At 57.5% G+C, this 20,993-nt stretch carries 17 protein-coding genes; 10 read left to right on the plus strand and 7 right to left on the minus strand.

The annotated features are described in order from the left end of the window. Positions 1–43: 43 nt before the first annotated feature. From SADFL11_RS16740 to SADFL11_RS16770, 7 genes are all read right to left on the minus strand, one after another. Positions 44–1,207 (minus strand): acyl-CoA dehydrogenase family protein, encoded by a 1,164-nt coding sequence (locus SADFL11_RS16740; RefSeq protein WP_040451233.1) that lies wholly within the window; start codon positions 1,205–1,207, stop codon positions 44–46. 62 nt (positions 1,208–1,269) lie between these two features. After that, positions 1,270–2,817, minus strand: coding sequence for an acyl-CoA synthetase (locus tag SADFL11_RS16745; RefSeq protein WP_008191875.1), 1,548 nt, complete (start codon positions 2,815–2,817; stop codon positions 1,270–1,272). Further along, positions 2,810–4,006: a CaiB/BaiF CoA transferase family protein gene (locus SADFL11_RS16750; RefSeq protein WP_008194821.1), complete on the minus strand. Its 1,197-nt coding sequence runs from the start codon at positions 4,004–4,006 to the stop codon at positions 2,810–2,812. The genes SADFL11_RS16745 and SADFL11_RS16750 overlap by 8 nt, the downstream gene beginning before the upstream one ends. 22 nt (positions 4,007–4,028) lie before the next feature. Continuing rightward, the gene (locus SADFL11_RS16755; protein WP_008195344.1) at positions 4,029–5,816 is read right to left on the minus strand and encodes an acyl-CoA dehydrogenase family protein; all 1,788 of its coding nucleotides are present in this window, start codon (positions 5,814–5,816) and stop codon (positions 4,029–4,031) included. Between the two features lie 63 nt (positions 5,817–5,879). Beyond that, positions 5,880–7,670 carry an acyl-CoA dehydrogenase family protein gene (locus SADFL11_RS16760; protein ID WP_050776019.1) on the minus strand — a complete coding sequence of 597 codons (1,791 nt, stop codon included), beginning with the start codon at positions 7,668–7,670 and terminating at the stop codon, positions 5,880–5,882. Between the two features lie 46 nt (positions 7,671–7,716). Continuing rightward, the gene (locus SADFL11_RS16765; protein ID WP_008190293.1) at positions 7,717–8,883 is read right to left on the minus strand and encodes an acyl-CoA dehydrogenase family protein; all 1,167 of its coding nucleotides are present in this window, start codon (positions 8,881–8,883) and stop codon (positions 7,717–7,719) included. 7 nt (positions 8,884–8,890) lie between these two features. Further along, positions 8,891–10,108: a CaiB/BaiF CoA transferase family protein gene (locus SADFL11_RS16770; RefSeq protein ID WP_040451231.1), complete on the minus strand. Its 1,218-nt coding sequence runs from the start codon at positions 10,106–10,108 to the stop codon at positions 8,891–8,893. Positions 10,109–10,308: 200 nt separating this feature from the next. Between SADFL11_RS16770 and SADFL11_RS16775 the strand changes: the two genes are divergently transcribed. The 10 genes from SADFL11_RS16775 (at position 10,309) to SADFL11_RS16820 (ending at position 20,992) form a co-directional block, all read left to right on the plus strand. After that, positions 10,309–11,079 carry an IclR family transcriptional regulator gene (locus tag SADFL11_RS16775; RefSeq protein WP_008196330.1) on the plus strand — a complete coding sequence of 257 codons (771 nt, stop codon included), beginning with the start codon at positions 10,309–10,311 and terminating at the stop codon, positions 11,077–11,079. A gap of 431 nt (positions 11,080–11,510) precedes the next feature. Continuing rightward, a complete protein-coding gene (dctP, locus tag SADFL11_RS16780; protein ID WP_040451230.1) occupies positions 11,511–12,548 on the plus strand; it encodes a TRAP transporter substrate-binding protein DctP in 1,038 nt (345 codons plus the stop codon). A gap of 131 nt (positions 12,549–12,679) precedes the next feature. Beyond that, complete coding sequence (locus SADFL11_RS16785) at positions 12,680–13,279, plus strand: TRAP transporter small permease (protein ID WP_040451229.1); 600 nt, start codon at positions 12,680–12,682, stop codon at positions 13,277–13,279. After that, positions 13,276–14,685 (plus strand): TRAP transporter large permease, encoded by a 1,410-nt coding sequence (locus SADFL11_RS16790; RefSeq protein ID WP_008194283.1) that lies wholly within the window; start codon positions 13,276–13,278, stop codon positions 14,683–14,685. Before SADFL11_RS16785 ends, SADFL11_RS16790 begins: the two co-directional genes overlap by 4 nt. Positions 14,686–14,713: 28 nt before the next feature. Then, positions 14,714–15,973, plus strand: a complete 1,260-nt coding sequence (locus SADFL11_RS16795; RefSeq protein WP_081450533.1) for an MFS transporter — start codon at positions 14,714–14,716, stop codon at positions 15,971–15,973. A 55-nt stretch (positions 15,974–16,028) separates the two neighbouring features. Continuing rightward, positions 16,029–16,532: a MaoC family dehydratase gene (locus SADFL11_RS16800; RefSeq protein ID WP_008192626.1), complete on the plus strand. Its 504-nt coding sequence runs from the start codon at positions 16,029–16,031 to the stop codon at positions 16,530–16,532. 218 nt (positions 16,533–16,750) lie between these two features. Next, the gene (locus tag SADFL11_RS16805; RefSeq protein WP_008196465.1) at positions 16,751–18,133 is read left to right on the plus strand and encodes a V-type ATP synthase subunit B; all 1,383 of its coding nucleotides are present in this window, start codon (positions 16,751–16,753) and stop codon (positions 18,131–18,133) included. Beyond that, the gene (locus SADFL11_RS16810; protein ID WP_008194812.1) at positions 18,133–18,756 is read left to right on the plus strand and encodes a V-type ATP synthase subunit D; all 624 of its coding nucleotides are present in this window, start codon (positions 18,133–18,135) and stop codon (positions 18,754–18,756) included. Before SADFL11_RS16805 ends, SADFL11_RS16810 begins: the two co-directional genes overlap by 1 nt. Next, positions 18,753–20,546 carry a V-type ATP synthase subunit I gene (locus tag SADFL11_RS16815; RefSeq protein ID WP_040451228.1) on the plus strand — a complete coding sequence of 598 codons (1,794 nt, stop codon included), beginning with the start codon at positions 18,753–18,755 and terminating at the stop codon, positions 20,544–20,546. Before SADFL11_RS16810 ends, SADFL11_RS16815 begins: the two co-directional genes overlap by 4 nt. Further along, a complete protein-coding gene (locus SADFL11_RS16820; RefSeq protein WP_008195907.1) occupies positions 20,543–20,992 on the plus strand; it encodes an ATP synthase subunit C in 450 nt (149 codons plus the stop codon). The genes SADFL11_RS16815 and SADFL11_RS16820 overlap by 4 nt, the downstream gene beginning before the upstream one ends. Position 20,993 lies beyond the last annotated feature (1 nt).

Genomic DNA, 20,993 nt, shown 5'->3' on the forward strand with positions numbered 1-20,993 from the left:
TGTGCGCAGGGAGTGTCGAGGGGACCGTATTGCGCGCTGCCTGTTATTTGGCCCGCTGGTTGAACCGGCGGCCGACAAGGGCGCTCGCAATGTTGGTTTTCTGGATGTCGATGGACCCGCCGGCAATGCCCCAGCCCCAGCTGTCCCGCATCTTTTGTTCCATCGGGTATTCGCGTGAATACCCATACCCGCCCATCAGCTGCATGGCCTTGCCGGTCACTTCACGGGTCATCTCGTTGGCAAAACACTTGGCAATCGAGCTTTCCCCAACCGAGGGCAGACCGCTTTCGGCCTTCACGACCGCCCGGTAGAGCAGCAGGCGCGCTGCATCCAGTTTCATTTTCATGTCGGCGATTTGAAGCTGAACCGCCTGGAAATCGATGATCGGTTTGCCGAACTGCTCCCGCTCCTGAACATAACTCAGGACGTAGTCGAAAGCCGACTGGGCACAGGCAAGGCTCATGGTGGTGTTGCCGCAACGTTCCAGATCGAACGCCTCCATGAGCTTCCGGAACCCACCGGCCGGAACAATGATATTTTTGGCCGGAACGCTGACATCGTCGAAATACATGTCTGCGCTGTGCACACCTCGAAAGCCCATATGGTGCTCCCGTTTTCCGAAGGTGAAACCGTCAGCCCCCTTTTCGACCAGAACAGCTCCGATGCCCTTCGCGCCGGGATCGTCGGACATACGGCAATAGACGACATAGGCATCCGAGTGGCCTGCGCCGGAACACCAGCGCTTTTGGCCGTTGACGATCACCCTGTCTCCCTCGACCCGAGCCTTGGTGGTGAGATCGGTCAGCGCTGATCCCGCGCCCGGCTCGGACATGGAAACTGCGACGATCATGTCGCCGGAACAGACCTTCGGCAGGATTTTCTGGCGCATGGCTTCGGGCGCGAAGTTCGCGATCGCAAGTGCCGGGCCGAAGCAGGATTCAAAGATCGGAAAAGCAACGCCGATGGAGACCTTGGCAACCTCTTCCAGCACCAGAACCGCTTCGAAATGGCTCATACCACCGCCGCCATGGGCTTCCGGCAGGTTGACCCCCAAAAGTCCGAGCTCGGCGAACCGGTGCATGACATCCGGTCCGGGCGCTTCATCTTTTTCCTCAACCTCACGGGCAATGTCCGGCAGCTCACTCTGTGCAAACCGGCGCACGGTTTCCTGGAGAGCGGTCTGTTCTTCTGAAAGGGTAAAATCCATTTCCGATACTTTCACTGTTCCGCTGAAAAGGCGGCTGTTTTGATTGGGTGTAAATTCGCGGCTCAGCCGGCTGCCTTTTCTCGGAATTTCCGAGCGGCTTCCCAATAGGGATCTCGGAGTTTGCGCTTGTAGATCTTGCCGGTGTCATCGCGCGGCAGGTGGGATTTGAATTCGATCCGGCGCGGCACCTTGAACCCGGCCAACCGGTTCTTCAGGTGGGTGGTGATTTCATCTGCCGTGAGATCACTGGACGGCTCGGGCTGCACAATGGCCATCAGCGCTTCGCCGTACTCCGCATCCGGCACGCCAAAGACAGCGCAATCGGCGACCCCCGGCATGGCATGAAGTTCTGCTTCAATCTCTGCCGGATAGATGTTGACCCCGCCCGAAATCACCATGTCCTTTGACCGGTCGCACAGGAACAAGTATCCGTCTTCATCCAGATACCCGACATCGCCCGTGGCAATGAGGCCACCGACATCGAGATCCGTCCGCGCTTTCGCATTGTTGGCGTAAGTGAATTCAGGAGCCGTATCGAGGCGGGAGACGATCTCCCCAGGTGTTCCGGCCGGCACATCCTGGCGGTCACTGTCCATGATCCGCAATGTCACGCCGTCCAGCGCGCGGCCGACCGTGCCAGGCTTGCGGAGACTCTCTTCCGGGGTGCAGTAGGTCACATAATTCTGCTCGGTGCCCGCGTAGAACTCATGGACAACGGGTCCGAACCACGCCTGCATCGCCGTTTTAACCTCCGGCGGACAATGCGCGGCAGCTGTCACGACATACTGAAGCGACGAGACATCATGGAGATCCCGGATCTCCGGAGGGAGTTTCAAGAGACGTGCAAACATGGTTGGGACCATGAAGGCCGTTGTGATCCGCTCCCGCTCAACTGTCGCAAGGAATTCCCGCGCATCGAAACGCGGCATCAGGAACACCTTGTCGGCCACTGCGTAGGTGCGCATCCCGAAGGAATTCGGCGCCCCATGATAGAGCGGGCCGCAGATGAGCGCCCTGATGCCGGGCTTGATCCCGTAAATTCGGTCGCGGACCGCAAGAAACTCTTTCGCCAGGCCCGGCTCCTGCGGCAGCTTGATCACGCCCTTGGGTTTTCCGGTGGTGCCGGAGGTGTAGGTCATCGTGTCGGTAAAGTCCCGGCACGGATGTGTCAGCGGTGGGTGTGTTTCAATGAAGTGATCCCAGGGTACCGTTTCAACGGTTTTAACGCGATTCATGGACGGGAGCCGGTAGGCCACGCGCAGTTCCGGCGGGGTGTCCACCTCAAGGACAAGCATATTCTTTGGAATGACACCGCCCAAGCCCTGCAGGAGATCCGAATGCGCGATCAGCGCTTTTGCGCCGGAATCCTGCAGAACATAATCAATTTCCGGTGGAGCCAAATGCCAGTTGACCGCCACCGGGCTTGCGCCGAGCAATGTGGCCGCCCGCGCAGCTTCAAAAAAGGCAAAATCATTGCGCAACAACAGCGCAATGCTGTCGCCGCGATTGATGCCATAGTCCCGCAGACCGGAGGCCGCGCGATGAGCGCGCCCTTCGCAGTCCGACCGCCGGGTTGAGCGTTCGCCGCTGTACAGAACCGTGTCAGACATGGCGGACCTCTTCAGCGTTGTCGTTGGTCCCGTTCATTGCTGGCACCTTGGCGCCCGCCAAGGCGCCAGCTGCGCTAAGAACGGCATCCGTGTGTTCGCCAACGTCTGGAACATGGGAACCGACCGGCAAAGGAGCTCCGGAAAACTGAAATGGCAGATTGGCGACCTTGAAAGCGCTTGGGCCATTGCCGACATCAGTCATCAATTGGCGCACCGTCACCTGTTCATCGGTGATGGCCTCAGCGACCGTTTGATACCGCGCACAAGGAATGCCGGCTGCCATCAGGACCGCTTCAACTTCAGCGGCCGGCCTTGCCCGCGTCCACTCTTCAACGAGCGACATGAGGATCGGCCAGTTCTTTTCGCGTTCCAGCTGGGTGTTGAAACGGGTGTCGTCTTTCCATTCCGGGTGACCCAAGAGATCGGCAAGCCGTTCAAAGATCCGGCCCGTGATCGGGACCGCGATCACATGCCCATCCGACGCCTTTACCGGTGTTGCCAGCCAGCGGTCAAAGGAACTCGGCGTCTGAACTTCCTGCATTTCCAGGACGAGCAGATTGATCATGCTGTCCATCAAGGCAACATCGATATACTGCCCCGCCCCGTGCCGGAGCTGCCCGATCAGGGCCGTCTGGATCGCGCTGAAGGCAAACAGGCCGCCAATCAAATCGGCGTACCAGATCCCGGTTCGGAAGGGCTTGTCGACATCCTCGGCATAGGACATCGCGGCAAGGTCATGTCCGGACAGCGCATGCAGGATGGGGGCATACGCCGGATGGCGGGAGCGTGGACCTTCCTGACCGAAGCCGGAAATCGAGCAATAGACCAGATCCTCGCGGCCTTCGGACAGGGTTGCGTAGTTGAGCCCAAGGTCCTGCACGACGCCCGGCCGGAAATTCTCCACCACCACATCACAAGACGCGGCAAGTTTGCGGATTTCCTCCAGATCGCGTTCCGAGCGGAAATCGATCTCAATGCTTTTTTTGCCGGCGTTGAAATGGCCGAAATACGTGCTTTTTCCGTCCCGCAGCGGCTCCTTGACCCGCATGTGTTCTCCGCCCATCGGCTCGATCTTGAAGACCTCCGCGCCGCAATCGGCAAGGAGACGGGTGCAAAAGGGGCCGGAGATGATCCGGGTCAAATCAAGGACCCGGATCCCGTCCAGCGGTTTTTTGGTGTTCAGTGCCATAAAAGGATTTTCCCGCGTGCGGTTACTGCGTCAGCACGTCGCTGGCCATGTCGAGCGACACCGGTGCGTCGGCGAGCAGAAGATCGGTCGCCGCCTTTTCAAAGCCGGTTTCAGTAACTTTCAGCGGGTCTTGCGCGCGCAGCCGGTGGTCGATCACCATCCGTGCAAGCAGCAGCCGCCGGGCATCGCGGCCAGCTGCGCCCAGCGCCGAGCCTTCAGTTGCGAGCAATGTAGCAGTCGCGGAATTATAAACCGCGCTGGAGGCCTTGCGGGCGAGTGTCTGGTTGCCGCTCATGGCAACGTCTTCGGCGAAATCGATGGCCTGCTGGACGGTGCTGCGCAGTTCGCCCTTGAACTGGCCCGGCATGTCGGAGCTGGTGTCGATCTGATCCATCAGCTCGTCTTTTAGATCCTTGTGCGCACCGACCTTGGCAATCGCACGCGTCGTAATGTCGAGCGAATTGATGTTGGACGTGCCCTCCCACAAGACACCCAAATGCGCATCGCGCACCAAACGGGCGTTGACGAAGTCTTCGATGTAACCATTGCCGCCGCGCACTTCCATCGCACCCGTTGCAACACGCACGTTGTCGCGGGCGGTCCGGTATTTGTGCGCCGGGGTCAGTATCCGGGTGATCTTTTGCGCCCGTTCATCACCAGCTTCCGCCAGGCTGATCTGATTGCCGAGATAGAGTGTAATCGACAAAGCCTGTTCGGTCGGCACCATCAGCTTCATCAGCTGGCGGCGTAAGAGCGGCTTGTCGATGATCTTTTCCTGAAACGCATGCCGGTTCTGGGCTGTGACCAGCGCCTCGTTGAGGCAGCGGCGCATCATGGCGGCGGCCCGGCACCCATGGGACAGGCGCGACAGGGACACCTGATCCATCATCATTTTCAGGCCCTTGTTTTCATGCGGGCCGACCTCACCGAGCGGATAGGCAACGGCGCCATCAAAGACGATCTCGCCGGAAGCCATGGAGCGGCTGCCAAGTTTGTTCTTCAACCGCACAATCCGGTAGGAATTCCGGCTGCCGTCGTCCAGACGGCGCGGCAGGGCGAAAAGCCCAAGACCCTTGTTACCGGCCGGCGCGCCTTGCGGGCGAGCCAGCAGAAGGGCGACATCACCATCCGTGCAGGAGCAGAACCACTTTTCGCCGTAGAGCTTCCAGTTTCCGTCTTCGAAACGGGCTTCCAGCTGGATATTTGAAACGTCCGAGCCACCGGGCCGCTCGGTCATGAACTGCGCGCCCTTGAGCATGGTCTTGGTGTCCTGACTGGTCAGGCCATCGTAGAAACGGGCCTTGGTGGCCTCATCCCCATAGTCCTTGATCAAGGTCGCCGTCGTTTCCGTGGCCGAGATCGGACAGAGCTGGCCGAACTCCGACTGGCCGAAGATGTATTGGAAAATGAATTTCACCGTGTGGGACATCGGCTTGTCCCAACCGAACATACCCGGTTTGTGGATCATCGCGGCGAGGCCATAATCGCCCAGCGCAACGTCTTCCATGTTGCGGTAGGCCGGATGGAATTCGATCCAGTCCTCGAACCGTCCGCGCGGATCCCGGTGATGGAGAACCGGAATGTGCTTGTCCGCCATGCGGGACCAGTCATCAACCTCGTCGCCGACCAAGGCGCCGAATTTCTCAAGATGCGGCTCAAGGTGGGCCCGCAGATCGTCCGGCAGGTAAAGAGAAACAAGATCCTCCAGGCTCTTGTCGATGCCGTAGAAGTTCAACCCATGGCAATCCGGCGCCACCAGGTTGGCAAGCTCTGGGGTTGGCAATGTATGGTGTTGCGGTTGAACATTCATTTTGAAATCCTCCCAATAGGGTCTTGGAGCCGACATTTTCCGGCCGGCCTGTTGAATTGAAATTCAGAGAGATAAGGTCTGTTCTGCTGCGCCGATCGGAACCGGGGCGTCGCTCAAAAGAAGGTCTGTAGCGGCTGTCTCGAAGGCGCTGCTGCCGCTGGACAGCGGATCTTGCGGCGACAGACAGTGGTCGATTACCATCCTGGCCAGCAACAGCCTGCGCGCATCGCCGCCATCAGCACCCAGACGTGCACCTTCGCAGGCCAGAAGAACGGCGGTCGAGGCATGGTAGACGGCACTGGCGGCCTGGCGGGCAAGGCTCTCTTCCCCGCGTCGGGCGATTTCTTCAGCGAGATCCAACGATTTGATCAGGGATGATTTCAAGGCGCTGGCAAATGAACCGGGGAGTCCTGGACAATCCTCGATCTGCTCCAGCAGTGCGGATTTCAGGTCCTTATGGGCCTCTGTCCGTCCGATGGCCCGCGTTGTGATGTCCAGCGCATTGATGTTGGACGTGCCTTCCCACAAAAGGCCAACATGGGCATCCCGGACGAGACGGGCATTGACGAAGTCCTCGATGTAACCATTGCCGCCACGGACCTCCATCGCACCCGTCGCTACGCGGATGTTGTCGCGCGCTGTCCGGTATTTATGCGCCGGGGTCAGGATCCGGGCGACGCGTTCGGCATGGGTGTCGCCGTTCGCTGCCGCAGTCAGCACGGTGCCGAGATAGAGCGTCATCGACAACGCCTGTTCGGTCGGCACCAAGAGTTTCATCAGCTGCCGGCGCAGCAAGGGCTTTCCGATGATTGTTTCCCCGAATGCCTTTCGGCTCCTGGCAACAGTCATGGCCTCGTTGAGACACCGGCGCATCATGGAGGCGGCACGCGCCCCATGGGACAGGCGTGACAAGGATACCTGGTTCATCATCATCTTGAGACCGGGGTTTTCCTTTGCTCCGACATCCCCAAGCGGATAGGCAACTGCGCCCTCAAAAACCACCTCCCCGGAGGCCATGGAGAGCGTGCCGAGTTTGTCTTTCAAACGGACAACCCGGTAGGCGTTCCGGCTGCCATCCTCTAGACGGCGCGGCAGAGCAAAAACCGCAAGGCCCTTGTTTCCGGCAGGGGCGCCTCGCGGGCGGGCAAGCACCAGAACAACATCGGCATCAGCGGCGGAACAGAACCACTTTTCGCCGTATAGCCGCCATTCGCCGTCGTCAAATCGGGCTTCGACGGCGAGTTGCGAAACGTCAGACCCGCCATGACGTTCGGTCATGAATTGTCCGCCGGACATCCGGGTCTCCGGATCCTGGCTGATCAAGCGGTCATAAAACCGCTCGATGAGCGCTTCACCGCCAAATTTCTTGATCATGGCGGCTGTGGTTTCTGTCATCGATATCGGACACAGCTGGCCGAACTCCGATTGCCCAAGCAAATACTGGAAGAGAAACTTGACGGTGTGCGGCATCGGTTCGGGCCAGCCGAACACCCCCGGTTTTCCGGTCATTCCGGCCATTGCAAAGTCACAGAACGTGATCTGTTCCATGCGTTTGTAGGCCGGATGAAACTCGATCCAGTCTTCAAACCGGCCGCGCGGGTCACGGTGATGGAGAACCGGCACGTGCCGGTCGGCCGTTCTGGAAAGCGTGTCAATTTCACCGCCCAACAAAGCCCCGAATTCTTGCAGTTTCGGCCAGAGATGAACGCGCAGATCTTCAGGTAGGTACAGCGTCAGAAGATCCTGAAGGCTGCGGTCGATCTCAAAGAAGTTCTGTCCATGGCAATCCGGCGCAACCAGTTCGGCGAGCTCGCCTTGAGGCAAGGGGATGTGCTGACCTGTATGAATATTCATGAACGCAATCTCCAAAACAAACGGTGTGGAACCAAACGATCTGATCTCAATAGGACTTCGGAAGTCCCAGAACCCGTTCGGCGATATGGCATAGGATCAGCTGCTGACTGACCGGCGCGAGCCGGGGGATCATGGCCTCGCGCATGTAGCGCTCGACGTGGTATTCCCGGGCATACCCGAACCCGCCATGGGTCATGACCGCCTGCTGGCAGGCTTCAAACCCGGCTTCCGACCCCAGATACTTCGTGGCATTGGCCGCCGGGCCGCAGGGCAGGCCAGCGTCATATTGGCGGGCAGCTTCCAGCGCCATCAGCCAGGCGGATTCCAGCATCATCCAGTTGCGCGCGAGCGGGTGCTGGATGCCCTGGTTCTGACCGATCTGCCGGTCAAAGACGACGCGTTCCTTGGCATAGGCGCAGGCTTTGCGCAGCGCCGCATGGCCCAGACCAATGGCTTCCGATCCGATCAGGATCCGTTCCGGGTTCATGCCGTGCAGGATCGCCCGGAACCCTTCGCCTTCATCTCCAATGAGATTTTCCGCCGGAATCTCGAAATCCTCAAAGAAAAGCTCGTTACAATCGACAGTCTTCCGGCCCATCTTGTCGATCTCCCGAACCGTAATCTGGTCACGGTTGAAATCGGTGTAGAACAGGCTGAGCCCTTGTGTCGGTTTTTCGACCTCTTCAAGCGGTGTAGTGCGGGCCAGAAGAAGGATTTTTTCCGCGACCTGCGCCGTGGATATCCAGACCTTCTGGCCATTGACGACGTAGCGGTCTCCTTGACGCCGGGCTGCCGTTTTCAGATGCGTCGTGTTCAAACCGGTGTTGGGCTCCGTAACAGCGAAGCACGTGCGTTCCTGACCTGCGACGACCGGCGGCAACATACGCCTCTTCTGTTCCTCCGTGCCGAATACAACCACCGGCGAAAGACCGAAGATGTTCATATGGACGGCAGAGGCGCCGGAGAGCCCGGCCCCGGATTCGGCAATCGTGCGCATCATGATAGCGGCTTCTGTTATTCCAAGGCCTGTGCCGCCATAGGCTTCAGGGATACAAATGCCGAGCCAGCCAGCCTGCGCCAGAGCCTGAAAGAACTCGGTCGGGAAGCCGCCAACCTTGTCTTTTTCGAGCCAGTAGGCGTCATCGAATTGGCTGCAGAGGCTCGCGATTGCATCCTGAATGGCAGTTCGGTCGGGGGAAAGCTGGATATCCATTGTCGCCTCACGCAGGAACTGGTTCAGATGCAGGTGCGGAAGCAATCCCCGACTGCAGCAATTCGTAGATCGTGTCTTCGCTGAGACCGGTCTCCTTCAGAACTTCAACGGTATGCTCACCAAGGACCGGCGGCGGCCTGTGCGTATTTGATTGCGTCCGAGACCATCGGCCCGGCACTTTCGTGCGCCGCATCCGGCCTTCGCTTGGGTGATCGTAGATCTCGAAAAAACCAACATCGTTTAGATGCGGGTCGTCCAGCAGGCTCTCAAGGGAGTGCATCGGCATGACCGGGATGTCCGCGGTCTCAAGCAGTTCCAACCATTCGCTGCTGGTTTTCGTCTTTGTGACTTCACTGACGGCTTTGCAGAGATCGTCAAAGTGCTCCTGCCGCCCGGCGAAAGAAGAGAGCCTGTTGTCGGCCGCCAAAACGGCTGGCTTTCCAGTGACCTCCAGAAACCGGCCCCACTGCGCATCAGAATAAAGAAGCAGGCAAATGTAGCCGTCCTTTGTGCGCAACGGCCTACGGGCTTTCGATGTGAGACGATGGTATCCGCCTGCATCAAGCGGCGGTTCAAAGGATAGGCCCCCGAGATGATCCCCGAGAACAAAGTTCGCGACGGTCTCAAACATCGGAATGGCGATCTGCTGCCCCTCGCCGGTCCGTCCCTTGTGAACGAGCGCTGCTAGGATCGCGTTGGAAGCTGCCAAACCAAATGCCCGGTCCGCAATTGCATTCGGAAAATAGCGCGGCACATTACCGCTCGCCTTGGCCTGTAGGAACGGCAGCCCGACAGCACCCTGGATGAGATCATCATAGGCAGGCCGTCCTGAATAACGACCACCTTCATCAAATCCGAGCAGCGCGGTGTAGATGATGTCCGGTTTGACCATCTGAATGGTGTCGTACGACAGGCCCAAACGCATCATCGCTTTCGGACGGCTGTTGGTGACGAAGATGTCGGCAGACCGGATCAGGCCCAGCAAGACCTCTCTGCCGTCTTCTGTTTTCAGGTCAAGGCAAACGGACCGCTTGTTGTAGTTGGCATTCATGTAAAGCGGGCCCATGGCCGCCGACCGCATCGGTCCCACCTGGCGCAACACGTCACCTGCCGGGGATTCGATCTTGATGACGTCAGCGCCGTAATCGCCCAGCGTCTGCGTAGCAACTGGTCCGGCGAGCACCGCCGACATGTCTATGACACGTATGCCTTCCAAAGGGCCCATGCGAAAAACCTTGCTTATGTCCACAAATATGAATAATAAGTCCATATATTGAAACATTGTCAAGCCACTCATCGATGATTGCTCGCGTTTTGTGGTAAAGCGCGTTAGAAGACCGAGACCAGAAATGAAGACTTCGACAGGCTGCCCGGCTACGCCGACACGCTGCGGAATCAACGCCTTGCAACAAAAGACCGTGCCCCATGGCTGTTAAACAGATCCAGAATGCACTCGATCTGATCGAGTATTTCGCCCGGACCAAAAAACCGGCCAGTTTGGTGGAACTTCAACAGCATTTCGGATGGCCGCGTTCCAGCGCCTACAATATTTTGAACACGCTGGTGGAACGCGGCTACATGTATGAGCCTGCGCGGCGCGGCGGATATTATCCAACGCCCCGGCTTGCCAGCGTTGCTGAGAGCATCATGTCGGCGGATCCGCTTAATGAACAGCTCGCAGAACTGTTGCGGAAACTCGCTGATGAAACCGGCGAAACAGCCATACTCGCCGCACCCGCGGGACGGTTTTCCGTATATCTCGATGTCATTGAATCCCACTCGCCCATCCGCTACGCAGCGCATGTGGGCATGCGGATACCGATCCATGCCGGGGCCTCCGGACGCGCTCTTTTGTCCCTCTATTCGGAAGCCGAGCGCACGGCCCTTTTGAGCAAGGTTTCCTTTGACCGCTACGGCGCAAACGCCCTGATGACAGCGGAAGACGTTGAAGCTGCCCTTGCAAAATCCCGGGACCGCGGCTGGTATCAGAGCATTCGCGAATACAGCGCGGACCTTGCCGCAATTGCCATTCCAGTGATGGTCGATGACCGCAAATTTGCTGTCGTGGTTGCCGGCCCGCAGTACCGGCTTGAAGACAAGTGCGGCGATGTTGCCGCAACTTTGCAAAGACTGACAAGAGAATTCGGCTTTTCCATCAACGAGATCACGTCAGACCCGATCGCGGCCAGCAATTAATCCAGGCGAATAATCGCGAGTGACAACCTCGTTCGAAGAACCCTTCGCTTGCCGCTGTCGTGCCACGCTTTGCCCTGCTACCGATCTTGACAATCGATAGGCGTTCGCGGCCGGAGTCATCGCGCGTTAGCGCTTCTTGGGCGAGGCCACGGTCTTATCAATCCCATAACTTGCTATTTTCATTTTATTTTTTGCCTAGGTCGTTTCCCCAATCCTTTGGGAAATATTCCTCGCCAATGACCGGACGGGCTGAAAGCCAAAACTGCCGGCTAGACATATGTCTCGATATATGATCATTTAGTCCATAAATAAGAACAATATGAAATATGGCCCTCGCTCAACCGATGCCTTCAGGAAAAGGTCAGCAGGGGAGAGAACGGGCGCTGAGCCCGAAAACCGTCGTCCGGCGGATTTCAATTGGGAGGAAAAAGATGAAACGCATCAAAAACGCGGTCTGCGGCGCAGTTGCTGCCGGTTTATTTGCAGGGCTCATGTCGCAACCGATCATGGCTGCAAATGTTGATGGCCCGCCAGTCTTCTGGAAGTTCTCGGTTTGGGGCAAATCGAGGGCTTTGACAGCCGGCCCAGAACACCTTGCCGCGCGGCTTGCCGAAGAAACCGGCGGAAAGTTCCAACTCAAGATCTTTTATGGCGATCAGCTGTCCAAGGCGAAAGAGAACCTCGACGGAATGAGGGTCAATGCCTTTGAAGCTGCGATCGTCTGCAACTTCTACCACCCGGCAAAGACACCGGCGTTGATGGTCATGAGCCTGCCGTTCCTGCCGATCAAGGATTTCGACACATCGATCGCCGTGCGCGATGCGCTTTACCAGCATCCCGTCGCCGTGTCCGATCTGGAAAAGTGGAACGCTATCAGCTATGCGTCGACGCACTTGCCCCAGTATGAATTCATGGGAACTGGCAAGCCGCCGGAAACTCTCGAGGATTGGAACGGCCTCCGTGTTCGAGCCGGCGGTGGCGTTGGTCTTGCCATGGAGAAACTCGGTGCAGTGCGCCAGTCCATGCCAGCGACAGAAGTCTACACTGCACTTCAACGCGGCATTGCCGACGCGGTCTCATTTCCTTTCACGTACGCGCATGGCGCCTACAAACTGCAGGAAGTGGCGAGCTGGTTCACCGGAAATCTTAAGCCCGGCACAGCCGACTGCCCGATCGTTCTGAACAAGACGTCCTATGACAGCCTTCCGGATCAATACAAGGATCTGCTCGCTTCTCTGAAACCCGAGGTCGATGAAGTCTATCGCGAGGTCTATGGCAAAGCGGACGAGAGGTATCTTCCGATCTTTCAGGAGGCTTTGACCGAAGTCACTTACGATCCCGCAACGCGCGAAGAGTTCCAGAATGTTGCAGGTCAACCGATCTGGCGCCAATGGGTCTCAGACAACCAGGAAAGCTTTGACGCACAAGGCGTTCTGGACACCGTTCTGAATGCCGGCAACGGCAGCTGACAATGCTTAAAGGCATCGGTTCCAGCCGATGCCTTTTTGCCATTCCCCGTTCTCGCAATCAGCAACCTTCAAAGGTGTGCTGGAACGGCAAAACTTCCCAAATTTTGACCAGCTTCGGAACCTGATTTCCCATGACAGGAACACATGGCGGCGGCGCCCTTTTATTATCGATGAACCGCGGATTGGGTGCGGTTGAAGACACGCTCAATATCATCGCGGCTTTGACAATCTTCATCGTGATGCTGGTAACGACGTTCCAGATCTTCTGCCGGCTGGCGGGGTATCCGATCCCGGGATTTCTGGAAGCATCCGAACAGGCAATCGCAGTATTTGCGTTCCTCGGTGTGGCTTATGCGCAGCGGTATGGCGCGCATATCCGGATGGACATGCTGGTGGGCGCTGCACACGGGCGCATGCGCTGGTTTCTAGAGGCGGTTGCCACCTTGCTCGGCATGATCCTTATTGCTGTTCTCATCCGCTACAGCTGGAGCTTTTTTTATAACTCCTGGGAGGTTGGCGACGTCACATACGACTACGGGATTCCAACGTGGCCATCGAAACTCTTGGTGCCGTTCGCCTTTTCGATTTGGTTCCTGCGGTTGACCCTGCAGTTTATCGGCTTTTTGCGCCTACTCATCTGGCCCAAGGCAGATCCGGTCGCGGTGCCGGTCATCAAGACCGCTGCCGATCACGCGCAGGATGAAGCCTCCAGTGCTGGAGGCGAAAAATGAGCTTCCTTGAAACCCTCACAAGCGGTGCACCCGGCGTATTCTTCGGGATCGGCTACAGCAATCCTGCGCTCGTTGGCGTTATCTGCATGGGGCTTTTGCTGGTTTTTGTTCTGATCGGTGTTCGGGTTGTCTTCGCGGCAGGGCTGGTCGGCTTGATCGGGCTTGTCGAACTCATCGGATGGCACGCGGCGGCCGGCAGTATCGGCTCCATCCCGCACTCAAAATCTGTCAGTTTTGTTCTCGGGCTGATCCCGGTTTTTATCCTTATTGGCTATCTCGCATTCCATGCAGGCATGACATCGCAGCTCTTTGCAGCCGCGCGTGCCTGGATTGGCTGGCTGCCGGGCGGTCTCGCGGTTGCAACCGTCTTTGCAACGGCGGGCTTTGCCGCCGTTTCCGGCGCTTCAACCGCAACAACAGCGGTTTTCGCTCGCGTCGCGATCCCGGAAATGCTCAAGGCCGGTTATGACCGACCGCTCGCCGCCGGCGTCGTCGCGGCTGGTGGAACGCTCGCCTCCCTGATCCCGCCATCCGCGATTTTGGTCATCTATGCCATTATCGTTGAAGAATCGGTCGGAGCGCTTCTACTTGCGGGTTTTTTGCCCGGCCTGTTCTCCGCAGCGATTTATGCCGCGATTATTATCCTGTGGGCCAAATTCCACCCTGAAGCCGGGCCGTCCGTGCGCGGCATAAGTTGGCGGGAGCGTTTTAAATCCTTACCGGGCGTTTTGCCGATCGCAGCCGTGGTAGGAATCATCGTCAGCGCAGTCTACACCGGATGGGCCGCACCGACTGAAGCCGGGGCACTAGGAGCATTTGTTGTCCTCGTGATGGCATGGATTAACGGCATGCGCTGGCCGAGCCTCAAGGCCGCGCTGATGGAAACATCCAAGCTGGTTGTGATGATCTTCTCATTGATCTGGGGCGTCCTGATCTTTGGCCGATTTCTAGGGTTTTCCGGCCTGCCGGAAACGTTTGCCAACTGGATCCTGTCCTTTGATGCCGATCCTTATCTGATCCTTGCCGCGATTTTGTTGGGATACGTCATCCTCGGCATGTTTATGGATGCCATAGGGCTACTGCTTTTAACTTTGCCCGTTGTTTATCCCGCCGTTATGGCTCTGAATGGCGGGCCTGATGTCACGGCAGCCGACAGCGCCTTCGGCATGAGTGGGACGCAGGCCAGCATCTGGTTCGGGATCATTGTCGTGAAAATGGCTGAGGTGTGTCTCATCACCCCACCCATCGGCATCAATTGTTTCGTCGTCAATGGCGTGCGCCCCGATATCCCCCTCACCGACGTCTTTCGCGGTATTTTCCTGTTTTTCGTCGCAGATATCCTAACGATTGCGGGCCTGATCTTCTTTCCGCAGATCATCACCTGGCTGCCCAGCATGATGAACTAGGGCGATGGGAAGAGACGGAGCCTAAAACATGCTGAAGCGGCCAGAACCACCCACATCTGAAATGACCAGATCCGCAATCGCGGTTCTGGTCTTTTGCGCTGCGATGAATTTCTTTTCGCGCGGCGTCAGCGAGACGTTCGCCGTGTTCCTTCTGCCGGTCACGAAAGATCTCGGCTGGAGCCGGAGCACATTTGGAACCATCTACTTCGCCTATATGGCTACCATCGGATTTTCCGCACCTCTCATCGGCATGTTGTTCGACCGCTTTGGTCCACGCCCGGTCTACACCATCGGTGTCTTCCTGTTCGGTTCGGGTTTCCTGCTGGCCAGCATTATGGAGCACCTTTGGCAGGCCATTCTTGGCCTCGGCATCATGACCGGTATCGGCATTTCAGCGACTGGCATGACGGTCGCATCCGGTCTCGTGAGCCGCTGGTTTGCTCACCGGATTACATTGGCAAACGCGCTTGCCTATACCGGGATCCCGCTGGGGATGGTTGTTATCGTTCCCCTGACCCAGGTCCTGATTGAAGCGACAGACTGGCGAACGGCCTATGGCGTTCTAGGGTGGGTCAGCCTTGCAATGGTCGCGGTGATTTGGTTCTTGCCCTGGCAAACGATGAGCGATGGCGCCGACCATATTCCGCCCCGCCAGGCAAACCGCAGCTTCAGTCTAGGCGCAGGTGTTTTGCGGCATCCCGCGTTTTGGGGACTGTTTGCAACGTTGTTTCTCGCATCAGTGACCGTTTGGTCCGTAATGCTCCAGGCTGTCGCCTTTCTTATTTCAGCTGGGTTTACGCCTGTTGTAGCCGCCTTTGGCTATGGAGCTGTCGGCGCGATGTCTGTCGTCGGCCTTGTTTGTTTCGGATGGGCAAGTGACCGGTTTGGCCAGCGCAATTCCGTGACAGTCGGCTATATTCTTTCAGCTGTCGGTGTGGCTCTGTTGTGGCAGCTGCAGGAAACCCCAAGTCTTCTTCTTCTGATGGGATTTGTTGTTGTATTCGGTGCTGCCATGGGCTCGCGCGGCCCGGCCGTGTCCGCCCTTGTTGCAAGGCTCTATCCCAATAATGTCGCCGCGATTTATGGCGCAACAACCATCGGCCTCGGTTTGGGCGGTGCTGTCGGCGGTTGGCTATCGTCCGCGTTTTTTGACTGGACCGGCGATTACGGCGCAGGTTTCGCGCTGTCCATCGCCACTTCCCTCGTCGGCATTACGCTTTTCTGGGTGATTAAGCCGCTCTCCGCCGGCCGCTGGCCCGATCCAAACCCGGTTTCGGATACCCCGTGAAAGACACGCAACAGGATTTTCCTTATGTTTTTACTCTCAATCGAAAGGATCCTAAATGGCAGATCAAGTAACCGGACCCGATTGGACGCCCGCCGATCATCGGCCGGGACCGTCGCTCTTTTTTGAAGACCTGGAGGTTGGCCGCCGCTACGGGCTGCCGTCCCGCACACAGACGGACGCCCTGTTTGCGGCCTTCCAGCTGGCATCCGGCGACAATGATCCGATCCACTATGACCGGGTCTACTGCCAGTCGATTGGCCACAAAGACATGCTGGCGCATGGCATGCAGGTTCTGATCCAGTCAGCCGCGGGTGCCGGCACGTTTCCCGAAGAGGTTGCCGACGCATTAATCGGATTCATTGGACTTGAGTGCAAGTTCATGAAACCGGTCTATGTCGGCGATACGCTCTATTCGGAATTGGTGATTTCCGAGCTGATCGAACAAAACACCACGGGTGTTGTTGTCATGACCGCAACGATCCGAAACCAGGATGGCGTCACCGTACTGACCGGCGAGCATCGATATTTGCTCCGGAAGCGGTCCTCCGTATCCGGCTGACCAACTTTGAAACCGCGTGCTCTTGATCAATGTCATATCCGCGTAATTGAAACTGAATTTAACTGATCCCCGGTTGAGGTTCACCGGATCCTGGATAAAGGCGCGACGGGTTCGACACATATCATCGTCGAATTTTGCCTTGCGAAAAGTCCTTGAAGTGGTTCAAGTTTGTTTCAACAACCACGGTTTGTCATTGGTTAACAGACGCGAGGATCCGCATGCTTGTCTCACACACCCGGATCGTTGACATCGTCGGAGACATCATCCGGATCATGGTGTCCTCAACGAAGAGTGAGGCCGAAGGCCGGCCCTGTCTCGGGGATTTGGCCATTGTGGAAACCGGCGACGGCACGTCTTCCCTCGCCCAAGTGATCAACATCGACCAGGACATGGTATCCCTCCAGGTCAACTCCGGCACAAAGGGGTTGGCCAACAACGCGTCTGTCAGATTTCTCGGAGAACCGGCGAAAGTCACGTACTCCGACAACATCCTTGGCCGCGTGTTTGATGGTGCCGGCACCCCGATTGATCAGGGACCGGACCTTTCAACTGACCCAACTGTACCCATAGGCGGTCCCTCAGCAAACCCGATGAAACGGGTGCTCGCCTCGCGCATGATCCGCACGGATGTGCCGATGATTGATATTTTCAATTGCCTCGTCGAAAGTCAGAAAATCCCGATCTTCTCCGTCTCAGGCGAACCCTACAACGCGTTCCTGGCGCGGATCGGGATTCAGGCGGATGCGGATATTGTAGTCTTCGGCGGCCTCGGACTGATTTTCGACGACTACGCCTTTTTCCGGAAACAGTTTGAAGATGCGGGTGTTTTCCCGCGCACGGTGATGTTCATCAACCAGGCGTCCGACCCGGTTGTCGAACGCCTCCAGGTTCCGGATATGGCTCTGGCCGTCGCCGAGAAATTCGCGGTTGAGGAAGGCAAGCGCGTCCTGGTCCTGATGACAGATATGACAGCCTTCGCCGATGCCATGAAAGAAGTCTCTATCGCCATGGAACGGGTACCAGCCAACCGCGGTTATCCGGGCGACCTCTATTCCCAACTTGCGCGGCGCTATGAAAAAGCCTGTGATTTCAAGGGCTCCGGATCTGTCACGATCCTGACGGTAACGACCATGCCGGGCAATGACGTCACACATCCGGTGCCGGACAACACGGGCTACATCACGGAGGGGCAGTTCTATCTGCACAGCGGTATGCTTGATCCGTTCGGATCTCTCTCGCGTTTGAAGCAGCACGTTATCGGTAAGGTCACCCGGGAAGATCACAACCAGATCATGAACACCATGATCCGGTTCTATTCCGGTGCACGGGACGCAGAACAGAAGCAGTCCATGGCCTTTGAGTTGTCCGATTATGACCACCAGCTCCTGAAATTCGGAGCTCTCTTCCGCAAGCGGTTCATGGATATCGAGGTGGCCATTCCTCTTGAGGAAGCACTGGATCTGTGCTGGCAAACTCTCGCCGAGTGTTTCTTGCCCGAACAGCTTTTGATGAAACAGGGGCTGATCGACAAATACTTCCCTAGCGAGAAAGCTGTTGCCAAGGACGCAGCTAAAGATGGTGCCGACGGGGAGGCAGCCTGATGGCCAAGCTTGCGCTCAACAAGTCATCCCTTGCACGGGAGAGCGCACATCTGTCTGAATACAAACGCTTCCTTCCATCTTTGGAGTTGAAGCGCCTACAGATCATGGCTGAGCGTGCGAAAGCGAAGGAGACGTCGCTTAGGCTTGATGCGGAATATGAGCGCCGCTTTGACGAGATTGCAAAATCATTACCGATGCTCGCAAACGAACAGGTTCCGGTCGAAGGGATCGTGACCCTGAAATCTGTTGAACGGGGTGAACAGAACCTGTCCGGCACTCGGCTGCCGACGCTTGACAACATCGAAGTCGACGTCAAACCCTATTCTCTTCTCGCTAGGCCGCACTGGGTGGATCCTGCGGTCAACGGGCTGAAAGAACTTTTGAGGCTCCACCTGGAACGCGAGGTTGCACGGGAGCGGATCGAAAAGCTGATTGATGCCGAAGCGGTGATCTCGCGGCGGGTCAACCTGTTTGAGAAGGTGCTTATCCCGCAAGCGCAGAAGAACATCAAAAAGATCCGCATGGCTTTGGCTGACGCCGAACGAGATGCCGTGGTTCGCGCCAAAATTTCCAAGCGCAAGACAGCGGCGCGAAGCGCCGTGAAGGGGATGGCTGAGCTATGAGCATAGTGCCCCTCACAAAGGTCAGCCTCGTCGGTGTGCTGGAAGACAAGGAAAAGGTTCTGGAAGCCACACAGGCTTTTGGAGCGCTGCATCTCATCCCCTTGAGCGATGCTCAAAAGGAGCTTGAAGCGGTGCCGGCCGGGACTGGCCGGGAAGCGGTGGAGGCCCTCCGCTGGCTGATGGACGCCCCTGTCCAGCGCTTGCAGGTCACAGACCCGAGCAGCTTTGACCTGAATGAAACAGTCAGCCAATCGGTTGAGAACCGGCGATTGGTCAAAGACTGCGAAGACCGTTTGGCGCGCCTTAAGAAACGCATTCACGATGTCGAGCCCTGGGGCGAATTCAATTTCACCGATCTGGAAAACCTGAAAGGCAACCGCCTTTGGTTCTACGTCGTCCCCACTGGAAAACTCAGAGAGATTGATCCGTCAAACAAGGTCCTGGAAGTCGTGCACGCCGATACTTACCGGGCCTATGTTGTGCTGTTAGCGCCGGACGAGCCGGAGGTTGGCGACATGCCTGTGCCCCGGGTTCATGTCGGCGCGGTGTCTCTCTCAACGCTCAAAAAACACTATGAAGAAGCCGCGATCGAACTGGAAGAACTACAGCTGACGCGTCAAGCATTGACGAAGTGGCGATTTTTGCTGGCATCAAACCTTGCAGCGGCAAGAGATCAGGCCGTCCGTCATCGCGCAGGTCTGGAAACCGGAGATGCCGGACGGGTCTTTGTGCTCCAGGCTTGGGCGCGGCAGGACCAGATCGAAGAAATCGAGGCCCTTTCCGGAGAGATCGGGGTTGCGGCCGTCTTTGATGAGGTAACCGCAGAGGATCAGCCACCGACCTTGCTTGAAAATCGTCCGGGCCTGGCCGCAGGCGAGGATCTCGTAGAATTCTATCAGACACCGGGATATCGAGACTGGGATCCGTCTGTAATCGTCTACATATCGTTTGTCATCTTCTTCGGCATGATCATGACAGATGCTGGATATGGTCTGTTGATCCTGACGCTTCTGTACCTCTTCCGAAAGCGCTTCGGCAGTTCTGAGCAAAGCCGGCGGCTCTTGCGCATGGCCATGTGGCTGATGGTCTCGACAGCCGCGTTTGGTGTCGCAACGGGCAGCTACTTTGGTATTGCGCCGCCAGAAGGTAGTTTCCTGGCGAAACTCAAGGTCCTGCATCTGAAAGACGTCGATACGATGATGAAAATCACGCTGACCATCGGTGTGGTGCACATTGTTCTGGCCAACCTCATGCGCAGCCTCAATGAAACAACCCCGAGCGGGCGGTTTCAGCCGCTTGGCTGGTGCCTTGTCGCGTTGGGGGGACTCGCGACATTCTTGGGGCAAGGCACGATCTTTGCTACCCTTGGCCCCGGCGCCGTTGTTGCCGGACTATTGACTGTCGGTTTTTTCGGAAGTGATCGGAAGGTCAATTCGCTTTCGTCCGGCGGGATGCGTGTTTTCGATGGGTTGGCTTCTTTAGCCCGTGTCGTGAATATCTTTTCCGATGTGCTCAGCTACATGCGGCTTTTTGCATTGGGCCTGGCTGCCGCATCGCTCGCAGAAACCATCAACACGCTTTCCGGTCAGTTGAATGACGCGGTCCCTGGCGTTGGATTGCTGATTGCTATCCTGGTTCTGATAATAGGCCACTCCATCAACATCGGCCTTGGACTGATTGCAGGGTGTGTACATGGCCTGCGCCTGAACGTGATTGAGTTTTTTAATTGGGGTTTGAAAGACGAGGGTACGGCCTTCCGTCCATTCAAGAAAGAGGAGACACGCCTGTGAACGAATTCGTTGTGGCGCTCGGTTGGTTCGGGCTTTATGCGCCGGTGGCTCTGGGCGCGATCGGCAGTGCCTGGGGCTGTGCTCTGGGCGGCAGCGCCGCGATCGGCGCAATGCTCGACAGCGATGGCGGTTACGGCCGGTTCATCGGTGTTTCTCTCATGCCGTCCTCTCAGGTGATCTACGGCATCGTCATCATGTTCTCGCTCCAGCAAACAACTGTCGATGCAGCAAACGGGGCTGCCATGTTCGGCATTGGTGTACTGTCCGGCTTCACCATGCTGTTCACCGGCATTCGGCAGGGCGAGGTTCTGGCATCGGCCATTCACGCGTCCAAAGCAAAACCCGAGATTTTCGGTATTTCGCTCGCACCGGCTGCGGTTCTGGAGGGCTTTTCAGTCTTTGCGCTGGTCTTTGCACTGGTACTCGCCGGAACCATGCCGAGCTAGG

It is taken from the genome of Roseibium alexandrii DFL-11, from assembly GCF_000158095.2.
Taxonomy (GTDB): Bacteria; Pseudomonadota; Alphaproteobacteria; order Rhizobiales; family Stappiaceae; genus Roseibium; species Roseibium alexandrii.